This window comes from Streptomyces sp. NPDC042336, from assembly GCF_055581985.1.
Genome location: NZ_JBVJEA010000003.1, coordinates 172,115 through 198,715, shown reverse-complemented (window position 1 = coordinate 198,715; position 26,601 = coordinate 172,115). Strand labels below are relative to the sequence as shown.

General features: G+C 73.3%; 21 protein-coding genes. 10 read left to right on the top strand and 11 right to left on the bottom strand.

Annotated elements, in window-relative coordinates:
* The first annotated feature begins 42 nt into the window (after positions 1 to 42).
* Positions 43 to 909, top strand: a complete 867-nt coding sequence (locus ACZ6IM_RS09535) for a phosphotransferase enzyme family protein (RefSeq protein WP_052837444.1) — start codon at positions 43 to 45, stop codon at positions 907 to 909.
* A 40-nt stretch (positions 910 to 949) separates the two neighbouring features.
* Here ACZ6IM_RS09535 and ACZ6IM_RS09530 read toward each other — a convergent pair whose 3' ends face one another.
* The gene (locus ACZ6IM_RS09530; protein WP_052837443.1) at positions 950 to 1,684 is read right to left on the bottom strand and encodes a 3'-5' exonuclease; all 735 of its coding nucleotides are present in this window, start codon (positions 1,682 to 1,684) and stop codon (positions 950 to 952) included.
* Positions 1,685 to 1,800: 116 nt separating this feature from the next.
* A complete protein-coding gene (locus ACZ6IM_RS09525; protein WP_469555533.1) occupies positions 1,801 to 3,048 on the bottom strand; it encodes an SAV2148 family HEPN domain-containing protein in 1,248 nt (415 codons plus the stop codon).
* 365 nt (positions 3,049 to 3,413) lie between these two features.
* Between ACZ6IM_RS09525 and glgX the strand changes: the two genes are divergently transcribed.
* Positions 3,414 to 5,522: a glycogen debranching protein GlgX gene (glgX, locus tag ACZ6IM_RS09520; RefSeq protein ID WP_469555530.1), complete on the top strand. Its 2,109-nt coding sequence runs from the start codon at positions 3,414 to 3,416 to the stop codon at positions 5,520 to 5,522.
* A 71-nt stretch (positions 5,523 to 5,593) separates the two neighbouring features.
* Entirely contained in the window at positions 5,594 to 8,065 is a 2,472-nt protein-coding gene (gene treY / locus ACZ6IM_RS09515; protein ID WP_052837441.1) for a malto-oligosyltrehalose synthase, read from the top strand.
* A 51-nt stretch (positions 8,066 to 8,116) separates the two neighbouring features.
* Here treY and ACZ6IM_RS09510 read toward each other — a convergent pair whose 3' ends face one another.
* Together ACZ6IM_RS09510 and ACZ6IM_RS09505 are read right to left on the bottom strand one after the other, a co-directional pair.
* The gene (locus ACZ6IM_RS09510) at positions 8,117 to 9,442 is read right to left on the bottom strand and encodes a M14 family zinc carboxypeptidase (RefSeq protein WP_052837440.1); all 1,326 of its coding nucleotides are present in this window, start codon (positions 9,440 to 9,442) and stop codon (positions 8,117 to 8,119) included.
* 237 nt (positions 9,443 to 9,679) lie between these two features.
* A complete protein-coding gene (locus tag ACZ6IM_RS09505; RefSeq protein ID WP_052837439.1) occupies positions 9,680 to 10,231 on the bottom strand; it encodes an FHA domain-containing protein in 552 nt (183 codons plus the stop codon).
* 179 nt (positions 10,232 to 10,410) lie between these two features.
* On the opposite strand from ACZ6IM_RS09505, the gene treZ reads away from it, so the two are divergent.
* On the top strand, positions 10,411 to 12,156 hold the full coding sequence (treZ, locus tag ACZ6IM_RS09500; protein WP_469555526.1) for a malto-oligosyltrehalose trehalohydrolase: 1,746 nt from the start codon (positions 10,411 to 10,413) through the stop codon (positions 12,154 to 12,156).
* Between the two features lie 32 nt (positions 12,157 to 12,188).
* Here the strand turns inward: treZ and ACZ6IM_RS09495 are convergent, their stop codons facing one another.
* Together ACZ6IM_RS09495 and ACZ6IM_RS09490 are read right to left on the bottom strand one after the other, a co-directional pair.
* On the bottom strand, positions 12,189 to 13,127 hold the full coding sequence (locus ACZ6IM_RS09495) for an aminoglycoside phosphotransferase family protein (protein ID WP_469555523.1): 939 nt from the start codon (positions 13,125 to 13,127) through the stop codon (positions 12,189 to 12,191).
* A 55-nt stretch (positions 13,128 to 13,182) separates the two neighbouring features.
* Positions 13,183 to 14,313, bottom strand: a complete 1,131-nt coding sequence (locus ACZ6IM_RS09490) for a M24 family metallopeptidase (protein WP_052837436.1) — start codon at positions 14,311 to 14,313, stop codon at positions 13,183 to 13,185.
* Positions 14,314 to 14,486: 173 nt separating this feature from the next.
* Between ACZ6IM_RS09490 and ACZ6IM_RS09485 the strand changes: the two genes are divergently transcribed.
* On the top strand, positions 14,487 to 15,242 hold the full coding sequence (locus ACZ6IM_RS09485) for a metallophosphoesterase (protein WP_469555519.1): 756 nt from the start codon (positions 14,487 to 14,489) through the stop codon (positions 15,240 to 15,242).
* 54 nt (positions 15,243 to 15,296) lie between these two features.
* Here the strand turns inward: ACZ6IM_RS09485 and ACZ6IM_RS09480 are convergent, their stop codons facing one another.
* The 4 genes from ACZ6IM_RS09480 to ACZ6IM_RS09465 all read right to left on the bottom strand — a co-directional run bounded on the left by ACZ6IM_RS09480 (position 15,297) and on the right by ACZ6IM_RS09465 (position 20,200).
* Entirely contained in the window at positions 15,297 to 15,905 is a 609-nt protein-coding gene (locus ACZ6IM_RS09480; RefSeq protein WP_469555516.1) for a PDZ domain-containing protein, read from the bottom strand.
* Between the two features lie 75 nt (positions 15,906 to 15,980).
* Complete coding sequence (gene cyc2 / locus ACZ6IM_RS09475) at positions 15,981 to 18,179, bottom strand: germacradienol/geosmin synthase Cyc2 (protein WP_052837433.1); 2,199 nt, start codon at positions 18,177 to 18,179, stop codon at positions 15,981 to 15,983.
* A 139-nt stretch (positions 18,180 to 18,318) separates the two neighbouring features.
* A complete protein-coding gene (locus tag ACZ6IM_RS09470; RefSeq protein WP_469555512.1) occupies positions 18,319 to 19,536 on the bottom strand; it encodes a damage-control phosphatase ARMT1 family protein in 1,218 nt (405 codons plus the stop codon).
* 16 nt (positions 19,537 to 19,552) lie between these two features.
* The gene (locus ACZ6IM_RS09465; RefSeq protein ID WP_052837431.1) at positions 19,553 to 20,200 is read right to left on the bottom strand and encodes a ScbR family autoregulator-binding transcription factor; all 648 of its coding nucleotides are present in this window, start codon (positions 20,198 to 20,200) and stop codon (positions 19,553 to 19,555) included.
* Positions 20,201 to 20,589: 389 nt separating this feature from the next.
* On the opposite strand from ACZ6IM_RS09465, the gene ACZ6IM_RS09460 reads away from it, so the two are divergent.
* From ACZ6IM_RS09460 to ACZ6IM_RS09440, 5 genes are all read left to right on the top strand, one after another.
* Positions 20,590 to 21,603, top strand: coding sequence for a substrate-binding domain-containing protein (locus tag ACZ6IM_RS09460; RefSeq protein WP_052837430.1), 1,014 nt, complete (start codon positions 20,590 to 20,592; stop codon positions 21,601 to 21,603).
* Between the two features lie 68 nt (positions 21,604 to 21,671).
* Positions 21,672 to 24,197, top strand: a complete 2,526-nt coding sequence (locus ACZ6IM_RS09455) for a sensor histidine kinase (protein ID WP_469555507.1) — start codon at positions 21,672 to 21,674, stop codon at positions 24,195 to 24,197.
* Complete coding sequence (locus ACZ6IM_RS09450; protein WP_007445343.1) at positions 24,194 to 24,613, top strand: roadblock/LC7 domain-containing protein; 420 nt, start codon at positions 24,194 to 24,196, stop codon at positions 24,611 to 24,613. The genes ACZ6IM_RS09455 and ACZ6IM_RS09450 overlap by 4 nt, the downstream gene beginning before the upstream one ends.
* 1 nt (position 24,614) lies before the next feature.
* On the top strand, positions 24,615 to 24,974 hold the full coding sequence (locus tag ACZ6IM_RS09445) for a DUF742 domain-containing protein (RefSeq protein ID WP_052837428.1): 360 nt from the start codon (positions 24,615 to 24,617) through the stop codon (positions 24,972 to 24,974).
* A complete protein-coding gene (locus tag ACZ6IM_RS09440) occupies positions 24,961 to 25,572 on the top strand; it encodes a GTP-binding protein (RefSeq protein ID WP_052837427.1) in 612 nt (203 codons plus the stop codon). The genes ACZ6IM_RS09445 and ACZ6IM_RS09440 overlap by 14 nt, the downstream gene beginning before the upstream one ends.
* A 21-nt stretch (positions 25,573 to 25,593) precedes the next feature.
* On the opposite strand, the gene ACZ6IM_RS09435 is transcribed toward ACZ6IM_RS09440, so the two are convergent.
* Positions 25,594 to 26,556, bottom strand: coding sequence for an ABC transporter substrate-binding protein (locus tag ACZ6IM_RS09435; RefSeq protein ID WP_052837426.1), 963 nt, complete (start codon positions 26,554 to 26,556; stop codon positions 25,594 to 25,596).
* Positions 26,557 to 26,601 lie beyond the last annotated feature (45 nt).

Genomic DNA, 26,601 nt, shown 5'->3' with positions numbered 1-26,601 from the left:
GACGCATGGCGACAACCGGTACGGACAGGGAGGCGCGGGACGATGGACGAGGCACGGGCGCGGGAGGTGCTGGCCGCGGCGGGGGTGCTGCCCGGCCCGACGTCGCGGGCGCGGCTGCTGGCGCTCGGCGAGAACGCCGTGTTCGCCGCCGGCGGCCTGGCGGTCAAGGTGGGCCGGGACGCCGAGCTCCTGGAGCGGGCACGCCGGGAACTGGCCGTCGCGCTCTGGCTGGAGGAGGCGGGCGTCCCCGCGGTGCGGGCGGCCGAGCCGACGGCGCTGTTCGTCGACGGGCATCCGGTGACCGTGTGGCGGCGGCTGCCCGAACCGGTGCGGCCCACCGAGCCCCGGGACGTGGCGGCGCTGCTCCGGCTCGTCCACGAACTGCCCCTCCCCTCCTCCTTCGAGCTGCCGCCCCGCGAGCTGCTGGGCGGTGTGGAACGCTGGCTGCGCCTCGCGGGCGACGTGATCGACCCCGCGGACGCCGCGTACCTGCGTGAGCGCCGGGACGGCTTCGCGGCGGCCGCCGCCGCGCTCACCCCGCACCTGCCGCCGGGGCCCATCCACGGGGACGCGCTGCCCCGCAACGTGCACGTCGGCCCCGACGGCCCGGTCCTGATCGACCTCGAGACCTTCTCCGCCGACCTGCGCGAGCACGACCTGGTGGTGATGGCGCTGAGCCGCGACCGCTACGGGCTGCCCGCCGAGGCGTACGACGCCTTCACCGCGACCTACGGCTGGGACGTGCGCGAGTGGGACGGCTGCGCGGTGCTGCGCGGCGCCCGGGAGACCGCCAGCTGCGCCTGGGTGGCCCAGCACGCACCGAGCAATCCCAAGGCACTGGCCGAGTTCGAACGCAGGGTGGCGTCGCTGCGGGACGGGGACCCCGAGGTGCGCTGGTACCCCTTCTGACCCTCGCGGACCGGCCCTCGCGCCGTTCCGCCGGTGCGGGTCAGACCCGCTCGTCGGCCGGCTCCCCGGCCGGCTCACGCATCGGCCAGGTCCCGTCGACGACGGCCGTGGCATCGCCCTTGCGGCGCAGGAAGCTCTGGAAGTCGGCCGCCCACTCGGCGTACCACTCGATCTGGCGGCGGTGCAGGTCCGCCGGGCCGAGGGCCGCGACCTTGGGGTGGCGGCCGGCTATCGCACCGGCCAGGCGGGCCGCGGCGAGGGCGTCGGCCGCGGCGTCGTGGGCGGCGTCGAGCGGGACGCCGTACTCCCGGCAGACCGCTTCCAGATTGCGCTTGCCCCGGCGGTAGCGGTCGACGGAGCGGTCGATGGTGTACGGGTCGATGACCGGGGCGGGGTCCAGGCCGCCCAGGCGCTCGCGCAGGGACGGCAGTCCGTGGCGCCGCAGCTCGGCGGAGAGCAGGGTGAGGTCGAAGGCCGCGTTGTAGGCGACGACCGGGACGCCTGCCTTCCAGTGGTCCGTGAGGACTTCGGCGATGGCGTCCGCGACCCGGTCGGCGGGGCGGCCCTCGCCGGCCGCGCGTTCGTTGCTGATGCCGTGCACCGCGACCGCGTCCGCCGGGATCTCCACTCCGGGGTCGGCCAGCCACTCCCGCCGGCCGAGCGGCTCCGAGCCCCTGACCTCGATCACGGCTCCCGTGACGATGCGCGCCTCGTGCGGGTCGGTGCCCGTCGTCTCCAGGTCGAAGCCGATCAGCAGCTCCCGGTGCCAGCCCATGGGCGGTCCCCCTTCTTGGTGGTGCTTTCCCCCAGTGGTCTCCACCTTCCCACGGGCCACTGACAATCAGAGGATCGCATTCCGTTTACCCCCGCACCGGCCCCGGGGGGCGGGGGTCACGACACGGGGCGCGAATCCGCCCACATCAGCTCGAACTCCTCGCGGTAGGTGGGGAAAAGTCCGCCTTCTTCGAGCCGGTCCGACTTCACGACCTTTCCTCCGTTGCGCCCGTTGCGCAGGACGAGGACCGGCGCCTCCATGCCCCGCGTGCGGCGCAGGTAGGACTGCACGACCGCGATGCCGTCAACGCCGTCCCCGTCGACGAGGTAGGCGGTGAAACGGGGCGTCTCGTCGAAGACCTGGATCTCGAAGGCGCCCGGGTCCCGCAGCCGAGCCCGCACTCGGCGCATGTGCAGGATGTTCATCTCCACGGCGCGGCTCAGCTCGCCCCGCTTGATGCCCAGTTCGCGCTCGCGGCGCTTGATCGCGCTGGAGGCCGGGTTCAGGAAGAGCAGCCGCACCCGGCCGCCGCCCTCGGCCATCCGCAGCAGGCGGCGGCCGGAGAAGTTCTGCACGAGCAGGTTGAGACCGATGCCGAGGGCGTCCACGCGCCGGGCGTTGCCGAACAGGTCCTCGGCCGGGAACTGGCGCAGCAGCCGCACCCGGTCCGAGTGCACGGCGACCACGTCGGCGTAGCGGTCCCCGACCAGGTCCTCCACCGCGTCGACGGGCAGCCGGCGCGCGGACGGCACGTCGCTGCCCGCGCCGAGCACGTCGAGCAGCCGGGCGGAGGCCCGTTCGGCCTGGTTCAGGACCGCCTCCGACAGGGCCCGGTTGCGGGAGACGACGTTGCGGGTGACCTCCAGCTCGTCCAGGGCGAGTTCGACGTCCCGGCGCTCGTCCACGTAGGGCTCGAAGCAGGGCCAGTGCTGCACCATCAGCTCGCGCAGCTGGGGCAGGGTGAGGAAGCTGAGGACGTTGTCGTCGGCCGGGTCGAGCAGATAGCCCTTGCGGCGGCTGACCTCCCGTACCGCGACGGCGCGCTGCACCCACTCCTGGCCGGCGGGCCCGGCGGCGGCGACCACCCAGTCGTCGCCGTGGACCGGTTCGTAGACGGGCCGCAGGACGGCGGCCACGACCGCGCGCAGGCGCTGCTCGACGAGATTCAGCCAGATGTAGGCCCGCCCGGCCCGCTGCGCACGCGTGCGCACCTCGTGCCAGGCGGCGGCGTCCCAGTCCAGCTCCGGACCGATCGCGCCCGCGTTCATCGGCCGCGCCAGGGACACCGCACCGGGCGGGGCGTCCGCGGAGTTCCCCTGGTGACCGTCGTCACCAGGAGGCAGCTCCAGCCCTCCCGAGCCCACCCGAGTACCGCCTTCCGCTCCCCCGGACACTGCCGGGGCACCCCGTCCCAACGATCAAGGAAGGGTACTCCGCGAGCGGTCCGCGGTGCAGCCCGATGGACGGGCCGGTTTTGCCAACCTCCTTGATCCGCGGGCGTGTTCCTCGCGTGCTCACACCGGGGAGTGAGCGGATTCATAGCGGTGACGTGGCCGGGTACGGGGAAGACTCCCTCGCACCCCGCACCGGGGCGCATGCGGAGCAGAATGCCGAAGGGTGGGTAGGAGGACGTGAGTGCTAGGTGGTCGCCTCACTTTCGGGGAGACTTCCGGGGGACTCGGAGCCAAGGCGTCCGCACCGGCGCCCCACACCTGAAAGAGTCGTGTTCATGCAGGTCTGGCCTGGAGAGGCGTATCCACTGGGTGCCACGTACGACGGCGCCGGCACCAACTTCGCGGTCTTCACGGAGGCCGCCGACCGAGTAGAGCTGTGTCTGCTGCACGACGACGGCTCGGAGACGGCGGTCGAACTGCGGGAGAGCGATGCCTTCGTGCGGCACGCGTACGTGCCCGGCGTGATGCCGGGGCAGCGGTACGGGTACCGCGTGCACGGCCCGTACGCCCCGGAGCGCGGGCTGCGCTGCAACAGCGCCAAGCTGCTCCTCGATCCGTACGCGCGTGCGATCAGCGGGGCGGTCCAGTGGGGCGAGGAGGTGTACGGCTACCACTTCGGCGAACCCGAACGGCGCAACGACCTCGACTCGGCCCCGCACACGATGACGTCGGTCGTGGTCAACCCCTACTTCGACTGGGGCGACGACCGCCGCCCCCGGACGGAGTACCACCACACGGTGATCTACGAGGCCCACGTGAAGGGCCTGACCATGCGGCACCCGGGCCTGCCGGAGGAACTGCGCGGCACCTACGCCGCCCTCGCGCACCCGGCGCTCATCGAGCACCTCACGGGGCTGGGGGTGACCGCGCTCGAACTGATGCCGGTCCATCAGTTCGTCAACGACCACCGGCTGGTGGACATGGGCCTCAACAACTACTGGGGCTACAACACGGTCGGCTTCTTCGCCCCGCACAACGCGTACGCTTCCTGGGGCGACCGCGGACAGCAGGTGCTGGAGTTCAAGTCGGCGGTCAAGGCGCTGCACGAGGCCGGGATCGAGGTGATCCTCGACGTGGTCTACAACCACACCGCCGAGGGCAACCACCTGGGCCCGACACTGTCCTTCAAGGGGCTGGACAACCCCTCGTACTACCGGCTGGCCGACGACCCCCGCTACTACATGGACACCACGGGGACCGGGAACTCGCTGCTCATGCGGTCCCCGCACGTCCTCCAGATGATCATGGACTCGCTGCGCTACTGGGTCACCGAGATGCACGTCGACGGGTTCCGCTTCGACCTCGCGGCCACCCTGGCCCGGCAGTTCCACGAGGTGGACCGGCTGTCGTCGTTCTTCGACCTGGTGCAGCAGGACCCGGTGGTCTCGCAGGTGAAGCTGATCGCCGAGCCCTGGGACGTCGGCGAGGGCGGCTACCAGGTGGGCAACTTCCCGCCGCTGTGGACCGAGTGGAACGGCAAGTACCGGGACACGGTGCGGGACCTGTGGCGCGGCGAGCCTCGCACGCTGGCGGAGTTCGCGTCCCGGCTGACGGGGTCCTCCGACCTCTACCAGGACGACGGACGCCGTCCGCTGGCCTCGATCAACTTCGTGACCTGCCACGACGGCTTCACCCTGCACGACATGGTGTCCTACAACGACAAGCACAACCACGCCAACGGCGAGGACAACCGGGACGGCGAGAGCCACAACCGCTCCTGGAACTGCGGCGTCGAGGGCGACACCGACGACCCGGCGGTGCTGGAGCTGCGGGCGCGGCAGATGCGCAACTTCATCGCCACCCTGCTGCTCTCCCAGGGCGTTCCGATGATCAGCCACGGGGACGAGTTCGCCCGCACCCAGCAGGGCAACAACAACGCCTACTGCCAGGACAACGAGCTGGCGTGGGTGGCATGGCCCGAGGAAGACCACGACCTGCTGCGGTTCACCCGCGCGATGGTGTGGCTGCGCAAGGACCACCCGGTCCTGCGCAGGCGCCGGTTCTTCCACGGGCGGCCGGTGCAGGGCACCCACGACGAGCTGTCGGACATCGCCTGGTTCACCCCGGAGGGCGCGGAGATGACCCAGCGGGACTGGAACTCGGCGCGGGCGTCCGCGCTCACGGTGTTCCTGAACGGCAACGCGATCTCCGAGCCCGGCCCGCGCGGGGAACGCATCGCCGACGACTCTTTCCTGCTGATGTTCAACGCCTCACCGAAGCCGCTGGACTTCGTGGTGCCGGTCGACCACGGCCGGCAGTGGGAGGTGGTGGTCGACACCGCCCTGGCGACCGGGGTGCCCGCGGACACGGGCCCGAAGGTGCAGGCCGGGGACCGGCTGACCCTCGTCGACCGGAGCCTGACGGTGTTGCAGCGGCCGGTGTAGGCGGCGCGCCCCCTGCACCCGTGCAGGGGGACGGTGACAGGAAAGGCGGCGGGGCGGGTACGTAGGTTTCCATGACACCTGAGCGACCCGACCCGGTGCCGTCCCCGGCCTCTCCCGCCTCCGCCGTCCCCGCCCCCTCCCCATTCACCCCCTCCTCCCCCGTTGCCCCCGCCCCCGTCCCCTCGGCCACCTACCGGCTCCAGTTGCAGCCGTCCTTCCCCTTCAAGGCCGCGGCGGCGGCCGTGCCGTACCTGGCCTCGCTCGGCGTGTCGCACCTGCATCTGTCCCCCGTCCTGGAGGCGGTCCCGGGCTCACCGCACGGCTACGACGTCGTCGACCACGCGCGCGTGCGCGCGGAACTGGGGGGCGAGGAGGGACTGCGGGCGCTGTCGCGCACCGCGCGGGAGCACGGTCTGGGCCTCGTGGTGGACATCGTGCCCAACCACATGGCGATGTCGCCGCGCCACAACCGGGCCCTGTGGGAGGTACTGCGCGAGGGGCCCGAGTCGCCGTACGCGCGGTGGTTCGACATCGACTGGCAGGCGCAGGACGGCCGGCTGCTGCTGCCGGTGCTGGGCGCCCCGGTCGGCGAGGTGCTGGGCGACCTCCGGGTCGACGGCGACGTGCTGCGCTACCACGAGCACGCCTTCCCGCTGCGGGACGGCACCGCGGACCTGCCGCTGCCGCGGCTCCTGGACGCGCAGTGGTACCGCCCGGTGTGGTGGCGGCTGGCCCGCACCGAGCTGAACTACCGGCGCTTCTTCAGCATCTCCGAGCTGATCGGCGTCCGGGTGGAGGACCCGGAGGTGTTCGAGGCCACGCACGGCACGATCCTGCGGCTGCTGCACGAGGGCGTGGTCGACGGACTGCGCGTCGACCATCCCGACGGACTCGCCGATCCCGACGCGTACCTGGAACGGCTGCACCGGGCGAGCGGCGGCCGGTGGACGGTGGTGGAGAAGATCCTCGCGGACGGGGAGCGGCTGCCGGCCGCCTGGCCCGTCGCCGGCACCACCGGCTACGACGCCCTGCGGCACGTCGACGGGCTCTTCACGGACCCCGCCGGGCACGGGCAACTGCTCGACCGGTACCGCCGGTTCGCCGCCCCGCCGGAGGACCGGGGCGGTGACTGGGCGGCGACGGTGCGGCGCGCGGCGTACCAGGTGCTCACGCACGAGCTGGCCACCGAGCTGGACCGGCTGACCCGGGTGGCGCACCGCCTGTGCGTCACCGCGCCGGACCCTGCGCTGCGCGACCGGGCGCCCTGGGCGCTGCGTACGGCGTTGCGGGAGCTGCTGGTGCGGCTGGAGGTGTACCGGCCGTACACCTCGGTGGACCCGGCGACGGTCGTCACCGAGGAGGCGGCGGCCGGGGCGCGGCTCGCCTTCGCGGTGCCCGAGGAGGCCGGCGCGGTGGACGTCGTACGGGACCTGGTGCTGGGGCGGTACGGGGACGGGCCCGGCCACGTGGAGTTCCGGACGCGGTTCGCGCAGACGGCGTCGGCGCTGCGCGCCAAGTCGGTCGAGGACACGGCCTTCTACCGCTACGTACCGCTGCTGTCGGCGACCGAGGTGGGCGGCGACCCCGGCCGTCCGGCCGTGTCGCCGCAGGAGTTCCACGCCTACTGCGCGCGCGTGCAGCGCGACTGGCCCGCCACGGGCACGGTCGTCTCGACCCACGACACCAAGCGCAGCGCCGACGTGCGCGCCGCGCTGGCGGTGCTCACCCAGTGCCCCGCGCGATGGGCGGACGTACTGACGGAGGTCACCGAGGCCACGGCCGCCACCGTCAGGAGCGGGGGCCCGCCGGACGGGCAGCTGGCCTGGGCGGCCTGGCAGACGGTGTTCGGTCTGGGCCCGGCGGACGAGGAGCGGGTGCGGGAGGCGCTGCTGAAGCATGTGCGCGAGGCGGGGACGCACACCAGCTGGACGGAGCAGGAGCCCTCGTACGAGGAGGCGGTGGCGGGGTTCGTGGCGGCGGGGCCGTGCGGGCCGCCGGGCGAGCGGGTGGCCGCCCTCCGCGACGCGCTCGCGCCGCACATCCGGGCCAACGTCCTCGGCACGGCCCTGGCCCATCTGACGATGCCGGGCGTGCCTGACCTCTATCAGGGCACCGAGCACGAGTACCTGGCGCTGGTGGACCCGGACAACCGCCGCGCGGTGGACTTCCCCGCCGCCGGGGACGAGGGCTGGGCCGGGGGCCCCGGGGAGAAGGCGGCGCTGACCCGGGCGGCGCTGGCGCTGCGGGCGCGGCGGCCCGGCACCTTCGGCGACGCGGGGACGTACGAGCCGCTGCCCGCCGAGGGTCCGGCGGCGGCACACTGCGTGGCGTTCGTCCGCTCCGGCCGGGCCCTGACGGCCGTGACCCGGCTGTCGCTGCGGCTGGCGGAGGCGGGGGGCTGGCGCGGCACGACGCTGCCGCTGCCGCCCGGCAGATGGGCCGACACGCTGGCACCGGGACGGGAATTCACGGGGCACGCGCGCGTGGAGGACCTGTTTGCGGACACGCCGGTGGCCCTGCTGGAGCTGGCGGAGACGGCGTAGGGACAGAGGCGGCTGAGGGGAACAACAACGGCGGGTCGGGGACCGGGCGCGTCAGTCGCGGTGCATCGGCAGTGCGGCCTCGGAATCCCGGCCGGGCTCGCCCGAGCGCGGGCCGGCGCCGACCCGCCGCCCGGCCAGTTCGAACGCGGCGAGCACCACCCGGGTCTGGTACTCCACCTGCCGCCCGACCGGTATCCAGTGCGCCGCGCAGCCGTCGCGGTAGTCGGCGCAGCCCTCGTCGACGAGCCGGTCCAGCTCGGACAGGACGCCCGCCGGATCGCCCCCGGTACGGGTGACAAGCTGGTGCAGCAGCCCCGCCGTCCGCAGCGACAGGCGCCGTCCGGCCAGCCGCAGCGCGACCAGGTGGGAGGTGTTCATCGGCGGCAGTGAGCGGCCCGTCCCGTCGTCGGTGTCCGGATCCCACGCGTCGGCGAGCCGGGGACAGACCAGCAGGTAGTCGTCGACCGGTGCGAGCAGGTGCGCCGCCTCCGGCACATCGGCGAGGTGGGGTCTGAGCCGGGCGAGGACGCGGTGCAGGCGCCGGGTGTCGTGGCGCAGGGTGCGGCTCACGGCGCGCAGCGTCCCGTCGCGGTCGGCCGGGGGCGAGGCGTCGGCCACGGCCGCCACGGCCCACATGGGCGCTTCGACGACCGCGGTGACGGTGCCGTGACGCCGCGGGTGGCACCACGTCGAGTCGACGGCCGCCTCGGTGATGGCGGCGGTGAGGTCGCTGCGGCGGGGCGGCGGGATGCGGTAGACGGCGGGCCCGAGGTCGGGCCAGTACAGGGTGTCGTAGGCGCCGAGTTCGCGGGGGATGCCGAGCCGGGCCGCGGTGTGGGCGATGCGCTGGGCGAGGCCCGGCAGGTCGTGGGTCAGCTCGACGAAGCCGCCGCCGACGTCCACGCCGTGCAGGGAGCACTGCAGGAAGGGCCTGAGTTCGTCCTGGAGCGCGAGCAGGGTGCGGGTCTCGGGCAGCGTGGCGCGGTCCGGTCCGTCGGGCAGCCACTCGGGCTGCTCCAGGAAGCCGGGCCGGAAGAAGTTCCGGGCGTAGCGGCCCAGGGTGTACGGGCCGGTGAGCCAGCCCTCGTTGCGGCGCAGGCCGTCGGGATCGACGCACAGCAGCAGGTTCCAGGTGGCGTCGGCGCCCTCGGTGAGCCGGGTGTCGGCGACGGCCCGCTCGGCCAGCCGCAGGGCGGTGGCGCCGCCCACGGGCTCGTTCGCGTGCGGTCCGGCGACGACGAGGACCTGGCGGCTGCCGTGGCCGACGGAGAGCAGCAGCAGCGGACTGCCCGCGCGGGAGGTGCCCACGCGGCGCAGCCGGGCGTGTCGGGGATGCCGGGCGACGAGTGCGGCGGCCCGGGTCCCCAGCTCGTCCACGGTTGGATAGCGCAGGAGGGGCGGCAGGGCACACCTCCAGGAAGAGGGCCGTCGGTTCACCTGGTGTGCGCGGTGTACGCACAGTCAGTCACGACTTGCGGGGTACGTCAACACCGCGAAAAGCAAAGGGGTTTGCGCCACGGAAACGACCGCCACCCGGAGTGAAGCGAGGGCCATGGATCTCCGTGGTCTGCGGCGGACTGCCCGGCCCCGTGTCCGACGGGGAGGCAGATCTCGTCAGTTCGCCGCCAGGCGGAACGCCATCCCGCCGAAGCCGATCTGGTCGCCCTCGCGGACGACGGCCGCGCCGATGACCCGCCGCCCGTTGACCGTGGTGCCGTTGGTGGAGCCCAGGTCGCGCAGCACCCACATGCCGCCCTGGAGACTGAGTTCCGCATGCACCCGGGAGACCGTCTCGTGGCTCAGCCGCAGCCCGCTGGCCGGGTCGCGCCCTATGCGCAGCGGATGACCGGCGCCGGGGTGGGGCAGCAGCAGCTTGGGCAGCCGCTCGGCCCGCCACGCCCGGCCGAGCCGTACGCCGAATCCGGACACCGCCTCGACGGTGCCGAAAACCAGCCGCGACAGCCGGCTCTCGGTGCGCAGGTCGGCGGTGAGCGCGGACAGCTCATCCAGGCGGCGGGCGGCGAGCGCCAGCTCCATCCGGCGGACGAACGTGTCGTGCGACAGGCGCCCCATGGCGACACCGTCCCGGAGCACGCTCAGCGCCTTGTCGCGCTCCGCGTCCGACAACCGCGCGGGATACGTGGGGAACTCGAAGGACGACGTCACGAGCCGATTGTCGGTCAGCGTGGGCCGGAGTGTCCAGAAAACGGGGAAACGACGGCCCGCCCTCGCGCGCGTGCCGCACGACACTCGCCGTGAGCCGGGGCAATCCCCAGCGGAACGATCTCTTATGCAGGACCATGAGTGGGGCTACATCACGGTGAGCAGACGAAGGGGAACCGTCCGTGCAGTTCGAGGTGTGGGCACCGCAGGCCGGCCGAGTGACGTTGCAGTGCGACGGCGCCACGCGCGCGCTGGAGCGCGATCCGGAGCGGCCGGGGTGGTGGTGCGGTGAGGCGGAGGCGAGTGACGGGTCGCGGTACGGCTTCGCGGTGGACGACGGGCCGGTGCTGCCGGACCCGCGATCGCGCCGCCAGCCGGACGGCCCCGACGGGCTGAGCGCGGTCGTCGACCACGGGCGGTACGCCTGGCGTGCCCCGTGGGCGGGGCGTCCGCTGCCCGGCGGGGTCCTGTACGAGCTGCACGTGGGGACGTACACCCCCGAGGGCACCCTCGACGCCGCCGCCGAGCGCCTCGAACACCTGGTGCGCCTGGGCGTCACCCACGTCGAGTTGATGCCGCTGTGCCCCTTCCCCGGACGGCATGGCTGGGGGTACGAGGGGGTCTCGCTGTGGGCGGTGCACGAGCCGTACGGCGGGCCCGAGGCGCTGAAACGGTTCGTCGACCGGGCGCACGCGCTCGGCCTCGGCGTGGTCCTGGACGTGGTGCACAACCACCTGGGCCCGTCCGGCAACTACCTGCCCGCCTTCGGCCCGTACTTCACCGACACCCACCACACGCCCTGGGGCATCGCCGTGAACCTGGACGCGCCCGGCTCCGACGAGGTGCGGACGTATCTGGTGGACAGCGCGCTGGCGTGGCTGCGGGACTACCGGATCGACGGGCTGCGCCTGGACGCGGTGCACGCCCTGGCCGACACGCGCGCGTGCCACTTCCTGGAGCAGCTGTCGACCGCCGTGGACGGCCTCGCGGCCGATCTGGACCGGCCGCTCTTCCTGATCGCCGAGTCCGACCTGAACGACCCGCGGATCATCACCCCGCGCGCGAAGGGCGGCCTGGGCGTGCACGCGCAGTGGAACGACGACTTCCACCACGCGCTGCACGCCGCGCTGACCGGGGAGTCGCAGGGCTACTACGCCGACTTCGCGCGCGACCCGCTGGCGGCCCTCGCCAAGACGCTGACCCGGGGGTACTTCCACGACGGCACCTACTCCAGCTTCCGGGGCCGCTCGCACGGCCGTGCGCTGGACCGCGGCCGGGTCGCCGCGCACCGGCTGACCGGCTACAGCCAGACCCACGACCAGGTCGGCAACCGCGCCCAGGGAGACCGCCTGGCGTCCCTGGTCTCCCCCGGGCTCGCCGCCTGCGCGGCCACCCTGACGCTGACCGCGCCGTTCACGCCGATGCTGTTCATGGGCGAGGAGTGGGCGGCGGGCACCCCGTGGCAGTTCTTCACCGACCACACCGACCCGCAGCTCGCTCAGGCGGTACGGCGCGGCAGGCGGCGGGAGTTCGCGGCGCACGGCTGGCGGGAGGAGGACGTGCCCGACCCGCAGGACCCGGCGACGCGCGAGCGCTCCTGCCTCGACTGGTCGGAGCCGGAACGCGAGCCGCACGCGCGCGTACTGGACTGGTACCGGCGGCTGATCGCGCTGCGCGCCGAGCAGCCGGACCTGACCGACCCGGACCTGGCCGACACCCGCGTGGCGTACGACGGCACGGCGGGCTGGCTGGCCTTCCGGCGCGGTGACATCCGGGTGGCCGTCAACCTGGGCACCGAACCGGCGGCGATCCCCCTGGGCAACCGCCCCGCCCGGGTGCTCGCGGCGTGGGAACCGGTCGAGGGCCCGGGCGCCAACGGAATACTGCGGGTGCCGGGCGAGTCGAGCGTGGTGCTGGCGCAGGAGTGAAGGGGCTCCCGGGCGGAGCCCGCACGGCACGCTCAGGTGGCGTCGTCCGGGGCGTCGTCGCGCAGTTCCGTCACGCGTTCCAGCAGGATCGGTTCCCAGGCGCGTCGCAGTCGGGTCCTGAGCAGGGGCAGGCGCGGCGGCGCACCGGACCGGCCGGCGAGTGCCTCCGCGAGGTCCACGACCGCGTCGCAGCGGGCCAGCCACAGGCCGCGCAGACAGGGCCGGGCGCCGTACCCGGCGAGGGTGGCGGCGCGGACGGCGGCCGGTGAGCCCACGGAGAGGGCGAGCCCGGCGATGTCCTCGGCCGGGTCGCCGAGGACCGCATCGCTCCAGCCGAGGACGCCGCGCACCCGCCCGTCGGCGCTGACCACGAGGTGCTCCCCGGTCAGCCCGTGGTGGACGAGGACCGTCGCGCCCGGCTGGACGCCGAGCTGGGCCGTCGCCTCCCGCGTGAGCCGCTCCGGCCGCGCGGCGTCGAACTCGTCGGCCGCGGCGAGGTCGCGGGCGGCGCGCTCGGCGGACTGCCGCAGGGTCTCCAGCAGGCGCGGGGCCGCCCGCGGCACCCCGAGCGTCTCGGCCTGGCGGACCGGCACCTCGCGCAGGCCGGTGAGCACCGCCGCGAGGTCCGCCTCGCCCAGGGCGGACACGTCGTGGTCCTCGCCCGACCCGCCGGTCATCTTGGCGTCCAGCGTGTAGGTGAGGCCCGGTGCCCACTCGCCGTGCGCCACGCTCGTCGGCAGCGCGACCGGGACGTACGGCCGCACCAGTTCGCGCAGGCGCAGTTCGCGGCGTCTGCGCGCCGCGGTCTCCCGGTCCGGGGCCAGCCGCAGGACGTGCCGGGTGCCGACCCACCACGTGTCGGGTTCGACGCCCTCGGCGACCGGCCGGACGTCGGGTTGCGTGCTCCCGCCCAGCAGGGAGCGGACCAGCCGGCGGACGGTGTCCGCGGTGGGTGTCGGTGCCTGGGTCATCTCGCGCCGTCGTCCTTGGGGTCTGCCGGGGCGTTCGGGGTCCGTCCGTCACCGGTCACTCGACGACGACCATCTCCCGGGTGGTGTCGTTGAGCCGCCGGCCGCCGTCGGCGGTGACGGTGACGATGTCCTCGATGCGTACCCCGAACCGGCCGGGCAGGTAGACGCCGGGCTCGACGGAGAAGCACATGCCGGGCACCAGGGGCTGCTCCTCGCCCTCGATCATGTACGGCGGTTCGTGCGTGGTGACGCCGATGCCGTGCCCGGTGCGGTGGATGAAGTACTCGCCGTACCCGGCGTCCGCGATGACCGCGCGGGCGGCGCGGTCGACGTCCTGGCAGGCGGCGCCGGGCCGCACCGCCCGGAAGCCGGCCTCCTGCGCCTCGCGGACCAGGTCGTGCACCCGGCGCTCCTCGTCGGTGGGTTCGCCCACGTGGACGGTGCGGGAGGTGTCCGAGCCGTAGCCGTCCTTGAGGCCGCCGAAGTCGAGGACGATCATGTCGCCGTCCTCGATGACCCGGTCGCCGACCTCGTGGTGCGGGTTGGCGCCGTTGGGGCCCGAGGCGACGATGGTGAAGTCGACCTGGGAGTGCCCGGAGCGGCGCAGGAACTCGGCCAGGTCGGCGGCGACCTCCGACTCCCGGCGCCCGCCGAAGCGGACCTGCCGGATCTCCTCGAAGGCGGCGTCCGCGGCCGCGCCCGCCGCCGCCAGCAGCTCCAGCTCCGCCGCGTCCTTGACGGCGCGGAGCATCGGCAACGCCTCGGTGAGGGAGGCGTACGAGGTGTCGGGCAGGGTGCGCTGGAGCGCCAGCAGGTGCAGGGCCCAGGCGTTGTCGCTGATGCCGAAGCGTCCGGATCCGTCGAGGAGGGCGGCGGTGGCCGCGTAGGGGTCCTTGCCGTCGGTCCAGTCGCGCAGGGTCAGGGCGGGCGCGCCGGCCGCCTTCGCGGCGTCGGGGGCCTCCAGGGCCGGGACGACGAGGACGGGGTCGCGTCCCGGGGCGAGGACGAGCAGGGTGAGCCGTTCGGTGTCCGCCGTGGGCGCGTAGCCGGTGAGCCACACCAGGTCGGGGCCCGGGGCAACCAGCAGCCCGGCCAGCCCGGCGTCGGCGGCCGCGTGCGCGGCGCGCTCCATGCGGGTCCGGTAGTCGTCGGCGGTGAAGGAAGCAGCGGGCCTGCTGCCGGTCATCCGGGCCTCCCGGGGCGCAAGGGTGAAGGGACCACGGGCAGCATCCTGCCCCCAGGACGGGGGCGACGCGAGCCGATTGGCATGGAACAACCCCGACAACTAATGATTGGATGCCTTCCAAGCATTAGCAACGGGAGGCGTCCGCGGTCGGGCGCCCGAAGGAGGCCGGCATCGTGCTCGTACTCGCGCACATCAGCGATCTGCACCTGGACGGAAGCCCGCGGGCGACGGAGCGCGCCGAGCGGGTGCGCGACCGGCTGTGGCGGCTGCCGGGACGGGTGGACGCGCTGCTGGTCACCGGGGACGTCGCGGACCACGGCACGGAGGCGGAGTACGAGGAGGCCGCCCGCCTCCTGGGACTGGGCGACGGCTCCGCGCCGTTCCCCGTGCTCACCTGCCCGGGCAACCACGACAGCCGCGCGCCCTACCGCAAGGCGCTGCTCGGCCGCCCCGCCGCCGACGGCCCGGTCAACGGCATGCACGTCTTCGACGGCGCCGCGGTCCTGATGTGCGACTCCAGCATCCCGGGCAGCGACGAAGGCGAACTGGACGAGGAGACCTACGCCTGGATCGAGGCGTCGCTCGACGGACTCGACGGCGACATGCCGGCCCTGCTCGCCTTCCACCACCCGCCCACGCCCGTGCACCACCCCCTGCCCGACTCCTGCCGGCTGCGCCACCCCGAGCGCCTCGCCGCACTGCTGGAGCGAAGGCCCCGGATCGCCGGGCTGATCACGGGTCACGCCCACACACCCGCCGCCACGGTGTTCGCCGGGCGGCCGCTGATGGTCGGCCCCGGGGTGACGTGGACGCTGCGGCTGCCCTGGGAGGGCGAGGAGATCGCGGACCGGGACGCGCCGGTCGGGCTCGCCTTCCACGTGCTGGACGACGCCGGACGGCTCACGAGCCACTTCCGCACGGTGGCGTGACGGCGGTGTCGCGCGACGCACCGTCGGGCGACGGCAGGCGGCCGGTGCGCAGTGTCATGTGACGACGCCCGGTACGGCCGTCAGCTGCTGGTAGCCGCCGCTGCGGTGGCGCACGGTGAGCTTGACCTCCTTGCCGGGGCGGGCGCGGGCCACGGCGTGTGCGAGGTCGGCGGCCGAGTCGACGCGGGTCCTGCCGAACGCCAGCAGGACGTCACCCCGCACCAGACCCGCCGCGTACCCGGGCCCCGGCACGTGGACGCCGACGACCCGGGCCCCGGGCTTCTCGTCGTCCACGGCCTCCACACCGAGGGTCGCGCCGACCGGCGCCGGGGAGGGGGACGGGCCGGCCGAGGAACCGGCCGACGGGTGCGCCGGGGCGGCCCGGGTGCCCGTCGCCGCTCCGGCGCCCTCTCCCGGCCCCGCCGCCCCGGCCTGCTGCTGCATCTCGGCCAGCTTGCTCATGCCGATCACCGTGGCGCCCACCGTGCCGAGTCCCACGCCCGCCAGGAGCAGGACCACCGCGGTGAGCACGCCGAGCAGCAGGGTGGTCAGCCGCCGCCGGCGCCGGCGCCCGGGGTGCGGACGCAGGTCGGTGCCGGGCTCGGTGCCGGGCCCCGGGTCCCGGCCGGGCATCGGCTTGGGACGCAACGCTGTCTGTTCCATGGATCGCCTCCGGCAGGTGCTCTACCCGGCGCACGGGCGCGTGACGAGCCACGAAAGAGTGAGACTGAACGTCGGTCAGGGCGTCAGGGCGGGACTGCTCCCCGGCACGGTGACCGGCCTGGGCACGGGCGCGGCCGGGATCCGGTCCGGGAGGAAGCCGTGGGTGCGGCTCGCCAGGTACTCGGCCTTGTAACGCGGGACGCTCCGGTGCCAGTTGAGGATGCCCGCCATCCAGTTCTGCAGGTCGGTGACATAGCCGTGCATGATGCCCCGCGCCTCCTCGGACAGCTGGAAGTCGTCGTAGACGACGGGGAGTTCGTGTGCGACGACGTGCTCGAACTGGCGCATGCGCTGGTTCATCAGGTCCTGCACGACGCCCAGGGCCGCCGGGTAGTCGACGCCGAAGAAGTTCTGCACGACGAGGATCGCGTTGTGGATCTCGCCCTCGTACTCGATCTCCTTCTGGTACGAGAAGACGTCGTTGAGCAGGCAGGCGTAGTCGATCGCCGCGTTCTCCAGGGAGCGGACGGGACCGCTGCGGTAGACCTCGGGCGGCACCGCCGGGCCGTGCCCGGCGCGGCACAGGCCCAGGGTGAGGTCGGAGCCGAAGGTGGCGCGCCGCATCTCCAGGTAGTCCACCGGGTCGGGGACGCGGTTCTGGATCTGGTTGGACAGCTCCCACACCCAGGCCTCGGTCATCGTGTCGACGGCCGCCCTCAGTGGACGCCGCTCCTGCGGCGTCATCCCGGCCGTGGTGCGCGCCCACAGGTCGATCAGGGAGCGTTCCATGGCGTTGACGGGCGGCGGGACGGGCTCGCCGTCGAGCGGCATGCAGGCCGACAGCCGGGCGGTGGTCAGCCGGGCGGCGGCGAGGTCCCGGCGATGACCGTAGACGAGGGGGTAGTAGTCGTCGCCGTATGTGCCGAATGCCAGCCAGCCGGAAGCGAGGTCGAGCTGGTCCTGGGTGGCGTCCGGGTCGAGGCCGGCGGCGCACAGGGGGAGGTCGCAGCTCGCGAGCTTGTCCTCGTCCCAGACCCCCTCGCTGAGCATGCCCGTCCTCGCGCACCACTCGGACAGGTGCCGCCGGGCGCCCTCCAGGGCGGGGCTCAGCTCCAGCGGGTAGGGCATGCGGATGTCGGGGATGACGGAGGGGCCGACCTTCTGGAAGGGCACGTAGGAATAGGGGCGGGCCCGCTGGGCGGCCGCGGCGGCGAGCAGTGCGCCGACGTCCGCCGCGGAGGTGCCGGGGCCGGTCAACGTCTGCCAGCCGGCCAGGGGGCGCTCGCCCTTGTTCATGTAGCGGCTGGAGCGCATGTGCCATTCGTGGCCGCCGGACTGCCAGTCCTGCAGCCCCTTCGTATAAGCCGCGACGGCGGCGGCCTCCGGCGGGGTCAGGCCCTTCTCCAGGGCGACGGCGGGCACCTCGGTGAACGCGGTGTGCTCGAACTGGTGCAGCCGTGAGGTGAGGACGTCGTTGACCAGCTCGGCGGCCTCCTGGGTGGTGCAGCCGAAGAAGGTCTCCAGGACCAGCACCCCGTTGCTCAGCTCGCCCTCGTCCTCGACCTCCCGCTGGTAGGAGAAGAGGTCGTTGCGCAGGTGCACGGCGTCGGAGAACGTCTCCATGAGCACCCTGAGCGGCCTGGTGCCGGCGACGGCGTCGGGCACCTCGGCGGTCGCGTACTCCACGAGCCCGGCGGACCAGGGGGCGCCGCCGACCTTGCGGCGCATCTCGATGTACTCGACGGGGTTGGCGACGCGCCCCTCGTTGATGTTGGACAGCTCCCACATCGACTCGTTGAGCAGGTGCTCGGTGGCGACGGCGAAACGGCGGCGCCAGTCGGCCGACATCGCCGGCACCGTCCGGGTCCACAGGTCGGCGAGGCCGGCCTCGACCGGATTCTCCGGCTCGGGCATCCCGGTGGCGTCGTCGAGCGGCATGAACAGGGGGAGCCGGTCCAGGTGGGCCTTGCCGGCGAGGCGGTCCTGAGTGCGTTTGAACTTCTCCAGGAAGTGGTCGTCGAAGAAGAAGACCCACACGTACCAGTCGGTGATGAGGGAGAGCGCCGGCCCGTCGCAGTCGGGGTGGGTGTAGGCGCAGAGCAGGCCGTAGTCATGGGCGTCGAGGTCGGACTGCTCCCAGACCCCGGAGCCCTCCAGCATGCCCATCTCGCGCGCCCACGTCGTCGAGTGGGCACGCGCCTCGTCGAGATGCGGGTTGAGCCGCGCGGGATGCGGCAGGTAGAAGTGCGGGAGTTGGAAGGGCTGTTGCGTCATGGCCGGGCACTACCCATGGCCCTCCGGACGCATCCACAGGGCCGCACATGATCACACCATCGCGTGAATCCGCCCGGAATGCGGGAACTTCTCCCCAAGCACTCCCTCAGTACTCCCTGAGCACTCCCTCAGTACTCCTTCAGCGCCTGACCTGGATCAGGGCGTGCGTCCCGCTCGTCCGCCAGCGCCGCTCGCCGCTCGCCTCCAGCGCGGCCTCGGTCCTCGCGTCGAGCCCGGTGACCACGTCGGACTTCAGGGTGCGCAGCGCGGCGACGGGACCGGGGAAGTACGCGGTGACGTCCGCGAAGGAGGTGGTCGGCGGCCACCACCGGTCGCCCACCAGACGCCGGTAGTTGAGGTCGCCCTTGAGGACGGTGACGGTGGCCGCGGCGAAGTCCTCGCGCAGGCCGTCGGGCATGTCCGCGTACGGCAGCGGGGCGCAGGAGAAGGGGTGGGCGCGGACGGTGACGCGGCCGTCGGTCAGCGCGGTCCAGAGCCGGTCGCCGTGGACCGCCGCCGCGCCGCCCGCCCTGACGAGCCGCCGCAGCGCGTCGAGCACGTCGGTGGGCGTGGCGTCGGAGACGTAGTACGGGTACGGCTTGACGTGCAGGACGGCCCGGTCGACGCGGCCCTCGGCGAGGAGGTGCGAGACGAGGAGCAGGTCGGGGACGAGTTCGCGGCCGGCGTTGTCGGCGACGAGGCACAGCGTGACCGGCCCCCGGTGCAAGACGCCCGGCCCGGAGGCCGGGAGCAGCGACCAGAGGGTGTCGCCGTCGTCGGCGACGAGGGCCTCGACCGCCCCCTCGGTGCCGCCGCCCCGGTCGGAGAGCCGGAAGCCGAGGTCGGCGCGGTTGCCCCACAGCGAGCCGTGCAGCAGGGCCCGGTCGCACTCGTCGGCGGACAGGGCGCCGAGACCGTCGAGCGCGGCGAGTTCCTCGTCCGTCTCCGGCGCGTCGAGTTCGGCGAGCTTCGCGGGCCGGAAGGGGTCGACGCCCTGCCACGCGCCGGGGCCGAAGTAGCCGACGGCGTCGAGGAGCCGGCGGTAGAAGTGGCTCTCGGCCCACAGCCAGGGCACGTCGTACCAGGAGCGGCCGGCGTACGCGTCCATGCCCCACCTCGCCCAGCGGTCCCGGTCGCGGCCGGTGGGGTCGGCGGCGGCGGGCGGCGGCTCGACCACGCCGTCGGCGCAGCTCGCGAGCAGCGCGTCGAGCGCGTGGCGCCGTTCGGGATCGAGGGGGAAGGCGTCCCGCACCTGCCGCACGATGGCGGGGTGCCGCTCGGCCAGCACGCCGTGCGGGAAGGAGCCGGGCTCGTCGCCGACGATGACGGGGGCGGGCACGAACGGGGTGTCGGGCATGCACGTCACCGTACCGTCAGGCCGTGCCCGTCTCCTGTTCCAGGCGGGCCGCGAGGGTGAGGTAGCGGGCGCGCCGGGTCACCGGGACCATGCCGCGGATCAGGATGTACCACATCTCGGCGAGGCGACGGGGCTGGCGCCCGGCCGGTTCGAGGGTGCCGCTGACGACGCGGGTGCCGACGACGGAGCAGACGAGGGTGTGGGCGACGGAGTCGACGTCGATGTCCGGGTGCACGTCGGACTGCCGTACGGCGTTCAGCAGCCGGGACGTGGCGATCTCGCGCCACTCGGTGAAGGGGTGCGGCAGTGGCGGCCGTACCGGTACGCCCGCGGTGGCCAGCCGCAGCCCGGCCCGCAGCACCGGGCCCTCCTCGCAGAGCCGGGCCATGCCGAACGTGATGCGCATCAGCGCCTCCAGCGAGGAGTAGCCCCGCCCGTCCAGGTCGCTCGCCAGCCGGCGGGAGGTGCGGGACTGTATCTCCATGATGGCGTGCGCGAGGTCTTCCTTCGCCGCGAAGTGGAAGTACAGGGCGCCCTTGGTGACCCCGGCGTGGGCGACGATCTCGCTCAGGCTGGTCGACTCGTAGCCGTGGCGGTCGAAAAGGTCGGCCGCCGCACCGACGATCGTCGCGCGGGTCTGCTCGGCGCGTAGCTGCCTCGCCATCGGCTGGACTCTCCTGGGCTGGAACTCGACAGACCGGGCCGCCTGTTTTTACCCCCTGTACACGATAACTCACTGACTAACTGTCCATCAGATCAGCCTCGGCGGGACCCCCGCACGCCCGGACGCCACCGCGGACCCGCCGCCGACGCCACCGGGCACGGCGCCGGGCATACCGCCCGGCATTCCGCTTCGGCCCGCTTTCGCCACCTCGTTCATCACGATGCGGCACCGACAACCGGCAGCGGTTCGCTGGTCACTTGACTACCAGCGGTCACACACGGTTTGCTCCGGCCAGGCGACTTTCACCCGGTTGGCGCACTGACCCGCGACTCCGGGCCCGCTCGCCCCGTTCCTCCTGCTCGGCCGCACAGCGAGGTGCCCCCGCCCCCATGAGTACAGCTCACCCGCCCACCCACTCCCCCGCACCCCTGCGCGCCGCGGCCCTCGCCGCGGCCGTCTGTCTGCTGGCGGCCGGCTGCTCCGCCCTCGGCGGGGACGAGGACGGCTCGGCGGCGGACGCCGCCGGCGGGTCCAGCGGCGACCGGTTGAAGATCGTCATGGTCACCCACGGCGGTGAGGGCGACGCCTTCTGGGACCGGGTGCGCAAGGGCGCCGAGGCGGCGGCCGCCAAGGACGGCATCGACCTGACCTACGCCGGGGACGCCGACACCGCCGACCAGGCCGACCTGGTGCGGGACGCCGTCCGCGACAAGGCCGACGGCATCGCCGTGACCCTGGCCAAACCGCAGGCGATGAAGGCGCCGGTCGCCGAGGCCAGGGCCGCCGGCATTCCCGTGGTCGGCCTCAACTCCGGTATCGACGCCTGGCGTTCCACCGGGCTCCTGGAGTACTTCGGGCAGGACGAGAGCGTCGCGGGCCGGGCCGTCGGCGACAAGCTGAACGACCTCAAGGCCAAGCACGCCCTGTGCGTCATCCACGAGCGCGGCAACGTCGCCCTGGAGGCCCGCTGCGCCGGCGTGAAGAAGACCTTCGGTGGCGAGACCGAGATGCTCTACGTCGAGGGCACCGACATGAAGGCGGTCGGCGCGGCCGTCACGGCGCGGCTGCGGCAGGACTCCGGGATCGACGAAGTCGTCATGAACGGCGCGGCGTTCGCCCTCACCGCCGTCAAGTCGGTCGACGAGGCGGGCAGCTCCGCCCAGGTCGCCACCTTCGACCTCGACGACGACCTGGTGGCCGCGGTCAAGAGCGGGGACGTCCAGTTCGCGGTGGACCAGCAGCCGTATCTGCAGGGCTACCTCGCGGTGGACGCGCTCTGGCTGTACCGCACCAACGGCAACGTCAGCGGCGGCGGGGTGGCCCCCGTGCTGACCGGTCCCGCCTTCGTGACCCGGGCCAACGCCGACTCGGTCGCGAAGTTCGCCGCGGGCGGCACCCGGTGACCGGGTCCCGCGGCCGACGGCGTCCGCCCGCCTCCGCTCCCCTCCCCGACTGATCGCCTAGGACGACGATGTCTGCACGCAAGACACGGAAGGCCAGTCGGACGCGGCGGAAGGGCGCCCGGCGCCGCCTCGGCTCCATACGTCTGTCCCTGATCCTCCTGGCCCTGGTGCCCGGCGTCACCCTCGCGGCCGTCTGGGGCGTCACGACGATCCAGATGTTCTCCGAGGGGCTGCGGCTGCGGGCGCAGACGGAGCTGAGCCGCGACACCGGTGCCATGGGCACCGAGGCCGCCCTCGCCCTGCAGAAGGAGCGCAGTCTGTCGGCCGCCTGGCTGGCCGCGCCGGGCGGCGACCGGGCGGAGCTGGACGCGCAGCGCAGGAAGACGGACGAGGCGGTGGCCCAGCTCGTGGGCCAGTCGGACGCGATCGAGAGCGCCCCCGACCGGATCTCGGACCGGCTGTACTCGGTGCTCGGTTCGGTGGGCAGTCTGGAGTACTACCGCGACCAGGTGGACGACCCCAGCGACATCACCGCCGAGCAGGCGCTCGACCAGTACACCTCGATCGTCGACGAGCAGATCCACGCCTTCCAGGAGCTCTCCCAGGTCGACGACGGCGACCTCACCTCCCGGGCGGGTCCGCTGGTGGCCCTGGAGCACGCCGCCGAACTGGTCTCCCAGGAGGACGCCCGGCTCACCCTGGCCTGGCCGTCGGGCCGGATGGACGAGGAGCAGTGGTCCCGGTTCGCCCAGCTGGTGCACACCCGCCGCTGGCTGGTGCAGGACCAGATCGTCCCCTCGCTGACCGGCAGCGCGAAGACGCAGACCGAGCGCATCCTCGCGAGCTCCGAGTGGAAGTCCATGCAGGACGTCGAGGACCAGGTGCTGGAGGCCCGTTCGGCAGGCGGGGGCGACCGGATCGACCTGCCGGACGCACGACAGCGCTGGATCACCGCCTTCGACAAGATCTCCACCCAGTACGGGCAGCTCATCCGGCAGCAGACGGACAGTCTGCTCGACCGCAGCGCCGAGGAGGCCCGGGGCCTGCTGCTCAAGGCTGGCATCCTCAGCGCGGGCGGCCTGATCGCCCTGCTGCTGTGCATCGTGATGTCCTGGCGCATCACCCGCTCGCTGTCCCGGCGGCTGCGCGGGCTGCGGCTGGCCACCCTGAGCCTGGCCGAGGAACGGCTGCCCGACGTGGTGGCCCGGCTGGAGCGGGGCGAGACGGTCGACGTGGAGTCGGCGACCCCGCCGCTGGACTACGGGCGGGACGAACTCGGCCAGGTCGCGCAGGCGTTCAACACGGCCCAGCGCACCGCCGTGCACACCGCCGTCGAACTCGCCGACACCCGGCGCGGCTTCCAGAAGGTCATCCTGGGCATCGCGCGGCAGAGCCAGAACCTCGTCAACATGCAGCTCGGCAAGCTGGACGCGCTGGAGCGCGAGCACACGGACCCCGAGATCCTCAAGGGCCTGTACGAACTGGACTCCACCGCCAGTCAGTTGCGGCGCTACGAGGAGAACCTCGTCATCATCAGCGGTGAGCAGCCCCGGCGCACCTGGCGCGAGCCCGTGTCGCTGGTCGACATCCTGCGCAGCGCGGTCGGCGAGGTCGCCGAGTACCAGCGGGTGGAGCTGCACACCGACGAGGAGGTGGCCCTGGCCCCGCCCGCGGTGGCCGACGTGATCCACCTGCTGGCCGAGCTGATCGACAACGCGACCGCGTACTCCCCCGCGCCCAACCCGGTCGGGGTGCGGGCGGCAGTGGTGGCCAAGGGCCTGGCCGTCGAGATCGAGGACCGCGGGCTCGGCCTGTCGGAGGAGGACTACGCGTCGTTCAACGCCCAGTTGGCGGTGGCCCCGCAGTTCGACGTGGTGGCGCTCGCCGACGACCTGCGGCTCGGCATGTTCGTCGTCGCCCGCCTCGCGCACCGGCACGGCATCACCGTCACGCTGCGCCCCTCGCCGTACGGCGGGACCACGGCGATCGTGCTGATCCCGCACGACATCGTGGTGCGCGAGCCGGTCGGCGGGGCGGACGGCACCGACGTGACGGTGGCCGGGGCGCGCGACCGCCGTGTCGGCGGGGCCTCCGCGGCCACCCCGCGCGACGAGGCCGCCCCGGCGGGCCGGTCCGCCGCGCCCGCCGCCACCGCCGCGGCCTCGGGGCCGGAAGGGGACCCGGCCGGCGGCGAACGGTCCGTGCGGCCCGTACGGTCGTCCCGGCCGGCGCCCGCGAGCCGGTCCGCGGCCGCGGCGGGCTCCCCCGACGGCTCCGCCGGTGAGCGAGGCGGCCTGGCACCGCTGCCCCGCCGGGTGCCGCAGACCAGCCTCGCCGCCGAGCTGCGCGACGAGGATCTGGGCGACCGCCGGGACGGCTCGCAGGACGCGTCCGACGACTACGCCGACTTCACGGCCGAGCGCGCCGCGTCCTCCCTCGCCGGTTTCCAGCGCGGCACGCTGCGGGCCCAGACCGATGAGGACACCGCCGACGCGGAGGACACCGGCACCGGCACCGACGGGCACGTGTTCTCCTCCGCCGCCCCCACGACCCCGACCGCCGACCGCCGACCGCCGACGAAGGACACGCGATGACCCGACCCTCCCCCGCCACGCACACCGAGCTGGACCAGTTGCTCACCGGACTCGTGGAGCGGGTCGCCGACGTGAACCAGGCGGTGGTGCTCTCCGAGGACGGACTGGTCGTCAGCAAGTCCACCGGGTTCCTGCGGGACGACGCCGAGCGGCTGGCGGCGACCGCGTCGGGCCTGATGAGCCTCAGCAAGGGCGTCAGCATGGACTTCCGGGGCGGTCCGGTGCGCCAGGCGCTCATCGAGATGGCCAACGGCTACCTGATACTCACCTCCGCGGGCCCCGGCGCGCACCTGGTCGTGCTCACCGGGCCGAACGCCGACGTCGGCGTGGTGGCGTACCAGATGAACATGCTGGTGAAGAAGATCGGCGAGCACCTGAGCGCGGCACCGCGGGCCACCGCCGGCCCCGGCGAGTGACGTGACCGGAGGCGACGCGGGGGGCCGGCTCGTGCGGCCGTTCACCCTGACCGGCGGCCGGACCCGGCCCAGCCGCGCCGACTTCACCCTCATCACGACGGTGACCGCTCTCGACCCGCAGCCCAGCCGGGCGGCGCGTCCGCAGCCCGAGCACCTGCGGATCCTGCGGCTGTGCGCCGAGCCGATGGCCGTGGCGGAGATCGCGGCCCGTCTCGACCTGCCGGTGAGCGTGGTCGTCATCCTGCTCTCGGACCTGCTGGAGGCCGGCCGGATCACCGCGAGGCCGCCGCACCCCGTCTCCCGCGCCACCGAGGACCTGGACCTGCTGCAGAAAGTGAGGGACGGCCTTGGCCGGCTCTGAGCGCGTCGCCGAGACGCCCACGGCATCCGCACGCTCCACCGCGCCCGAGGCGGTGAAGATCCTCATCGCCGGCGGTTTCGGCGTCGGCAAGACCACCATGGTCGGGTCGGTCAGCGAGATCGCCCCGCTGCGCACCGAGGAACCGCTGACGGCGGCGGGCCTGGACATCGACGACCTGGCCGGGATCGAGGAGAAGCGGGCCACGACCGTGGCCCTGGACTTCGGCCGGATCACCATCGGCCGGGACGTGGTGCTCTACCTCTTCGGTACGCCCGGTCAGCAGCGCTTCTGGTTCATGTGGAACGACCTGGCGATCGGGGCGCTCGGCGCGGTGGTCCTGGTCGACGTCCGCAGGCCCGAGTCGAGCTTCGCCGCGATCGACTTCTTCGAGCGGCGGGGCATTCCGTTCGTCGTCGCCGTCAACGGCTTCCACGGCCGGCATCCGTACCCGGCCGCGGAGATCCGCGAGGCCCTCGCGCTGCCGGAGCACGTGCAGGTGCTGCTGTGCGACGCGCGGGAGCGGACCTCCAGCCGGGACGTCCTCATCGCCCTGATCGACCAGCTGATCGACGCCGCGGCCGGGGCCGCGGCGTCGTGACGAGTCGTCCCCGGGCGTCCGTCAGACCAGACCCGCGGACTTCAGCCACGCCTTGGCCACGTCCAGCGGGTCCTTCTTGTCCAGCTGGACCTGCGCGTCCAGGTCGAGGAGCGTCTCGGTGTCCAGCTTGGCGGAGACCGCGTTCAGCGCGGCCACGCCCTCCTTGTCCAGGCCCTCCTTGGCGACCAGCGGGGTCACGTTCGCGTGGCCGAAGAGGTTCTCCGGGTCCTTCAGGACGACGAACTTCTCCTTGATGATGGTGGGGTCGGTGGTGAAGACGTCCGCCGCCTGCACGGTGTTCTTGGTCAGCGCCGACTGGGTCAGCGGACCGCCCGCGTCGAGCGCCTTGAAGGACTTGAACTTCAGGCCGTACACCGACTCCAGCCCCTTGAGTCCCTGCTGACGCGTCTGGAACTCGGGCGATCCGCCGATCACCAGGTCCGGTGCGGCGTCCTTGAGGTCGGCGAGGGTCGACTCGGCGGTGAGGCCGTACTTCTTCGCGGTCTCGGCGTTGACGCTCACCGAGTCCTTGTTCTCGGCCGGTGACGACTCCAGCAGCGTCAGCTTCTTGTCCAGCTTGCCCTTCGCCGCCTCGTTCACCTCCTCGACGGACTTCTGCTCGGCCTTCGGGTCGAGGTAGGCGAGCAGCGAGCCGTTGTACTCCGGGAGCACCGTGACGGAGCCGTTCTTCATCAGGCCGTACGTCGTCTCGCGGCTGCCTATGTTGTGCTGGTAGGTGACCTTGAGGCCCTTGGCCTTGAGCGCCTCCCCGTAGATGTCGGCGAGCAGGGTGCTCTCGGCGAAGTTGTTCGAGCCGACGACGACGGTGCCTGCCTCCGCCTTGTCACCCGCGAGGGGGTTGTCGGAGGTGTCGTCGGAGCCGGAGGAACAGCCCGCGAGCAGCGCCGCGGCGGCGGTGAGCGCGACGGCCGCCGCGCCGGTGTGCCTAGTCCTGGACCTGCTGCTCTTCGCGGTGAAAGTCATCCGTCGATCCAAACGATCCGGTCGCCGATCAGTCAAGAACGGCCT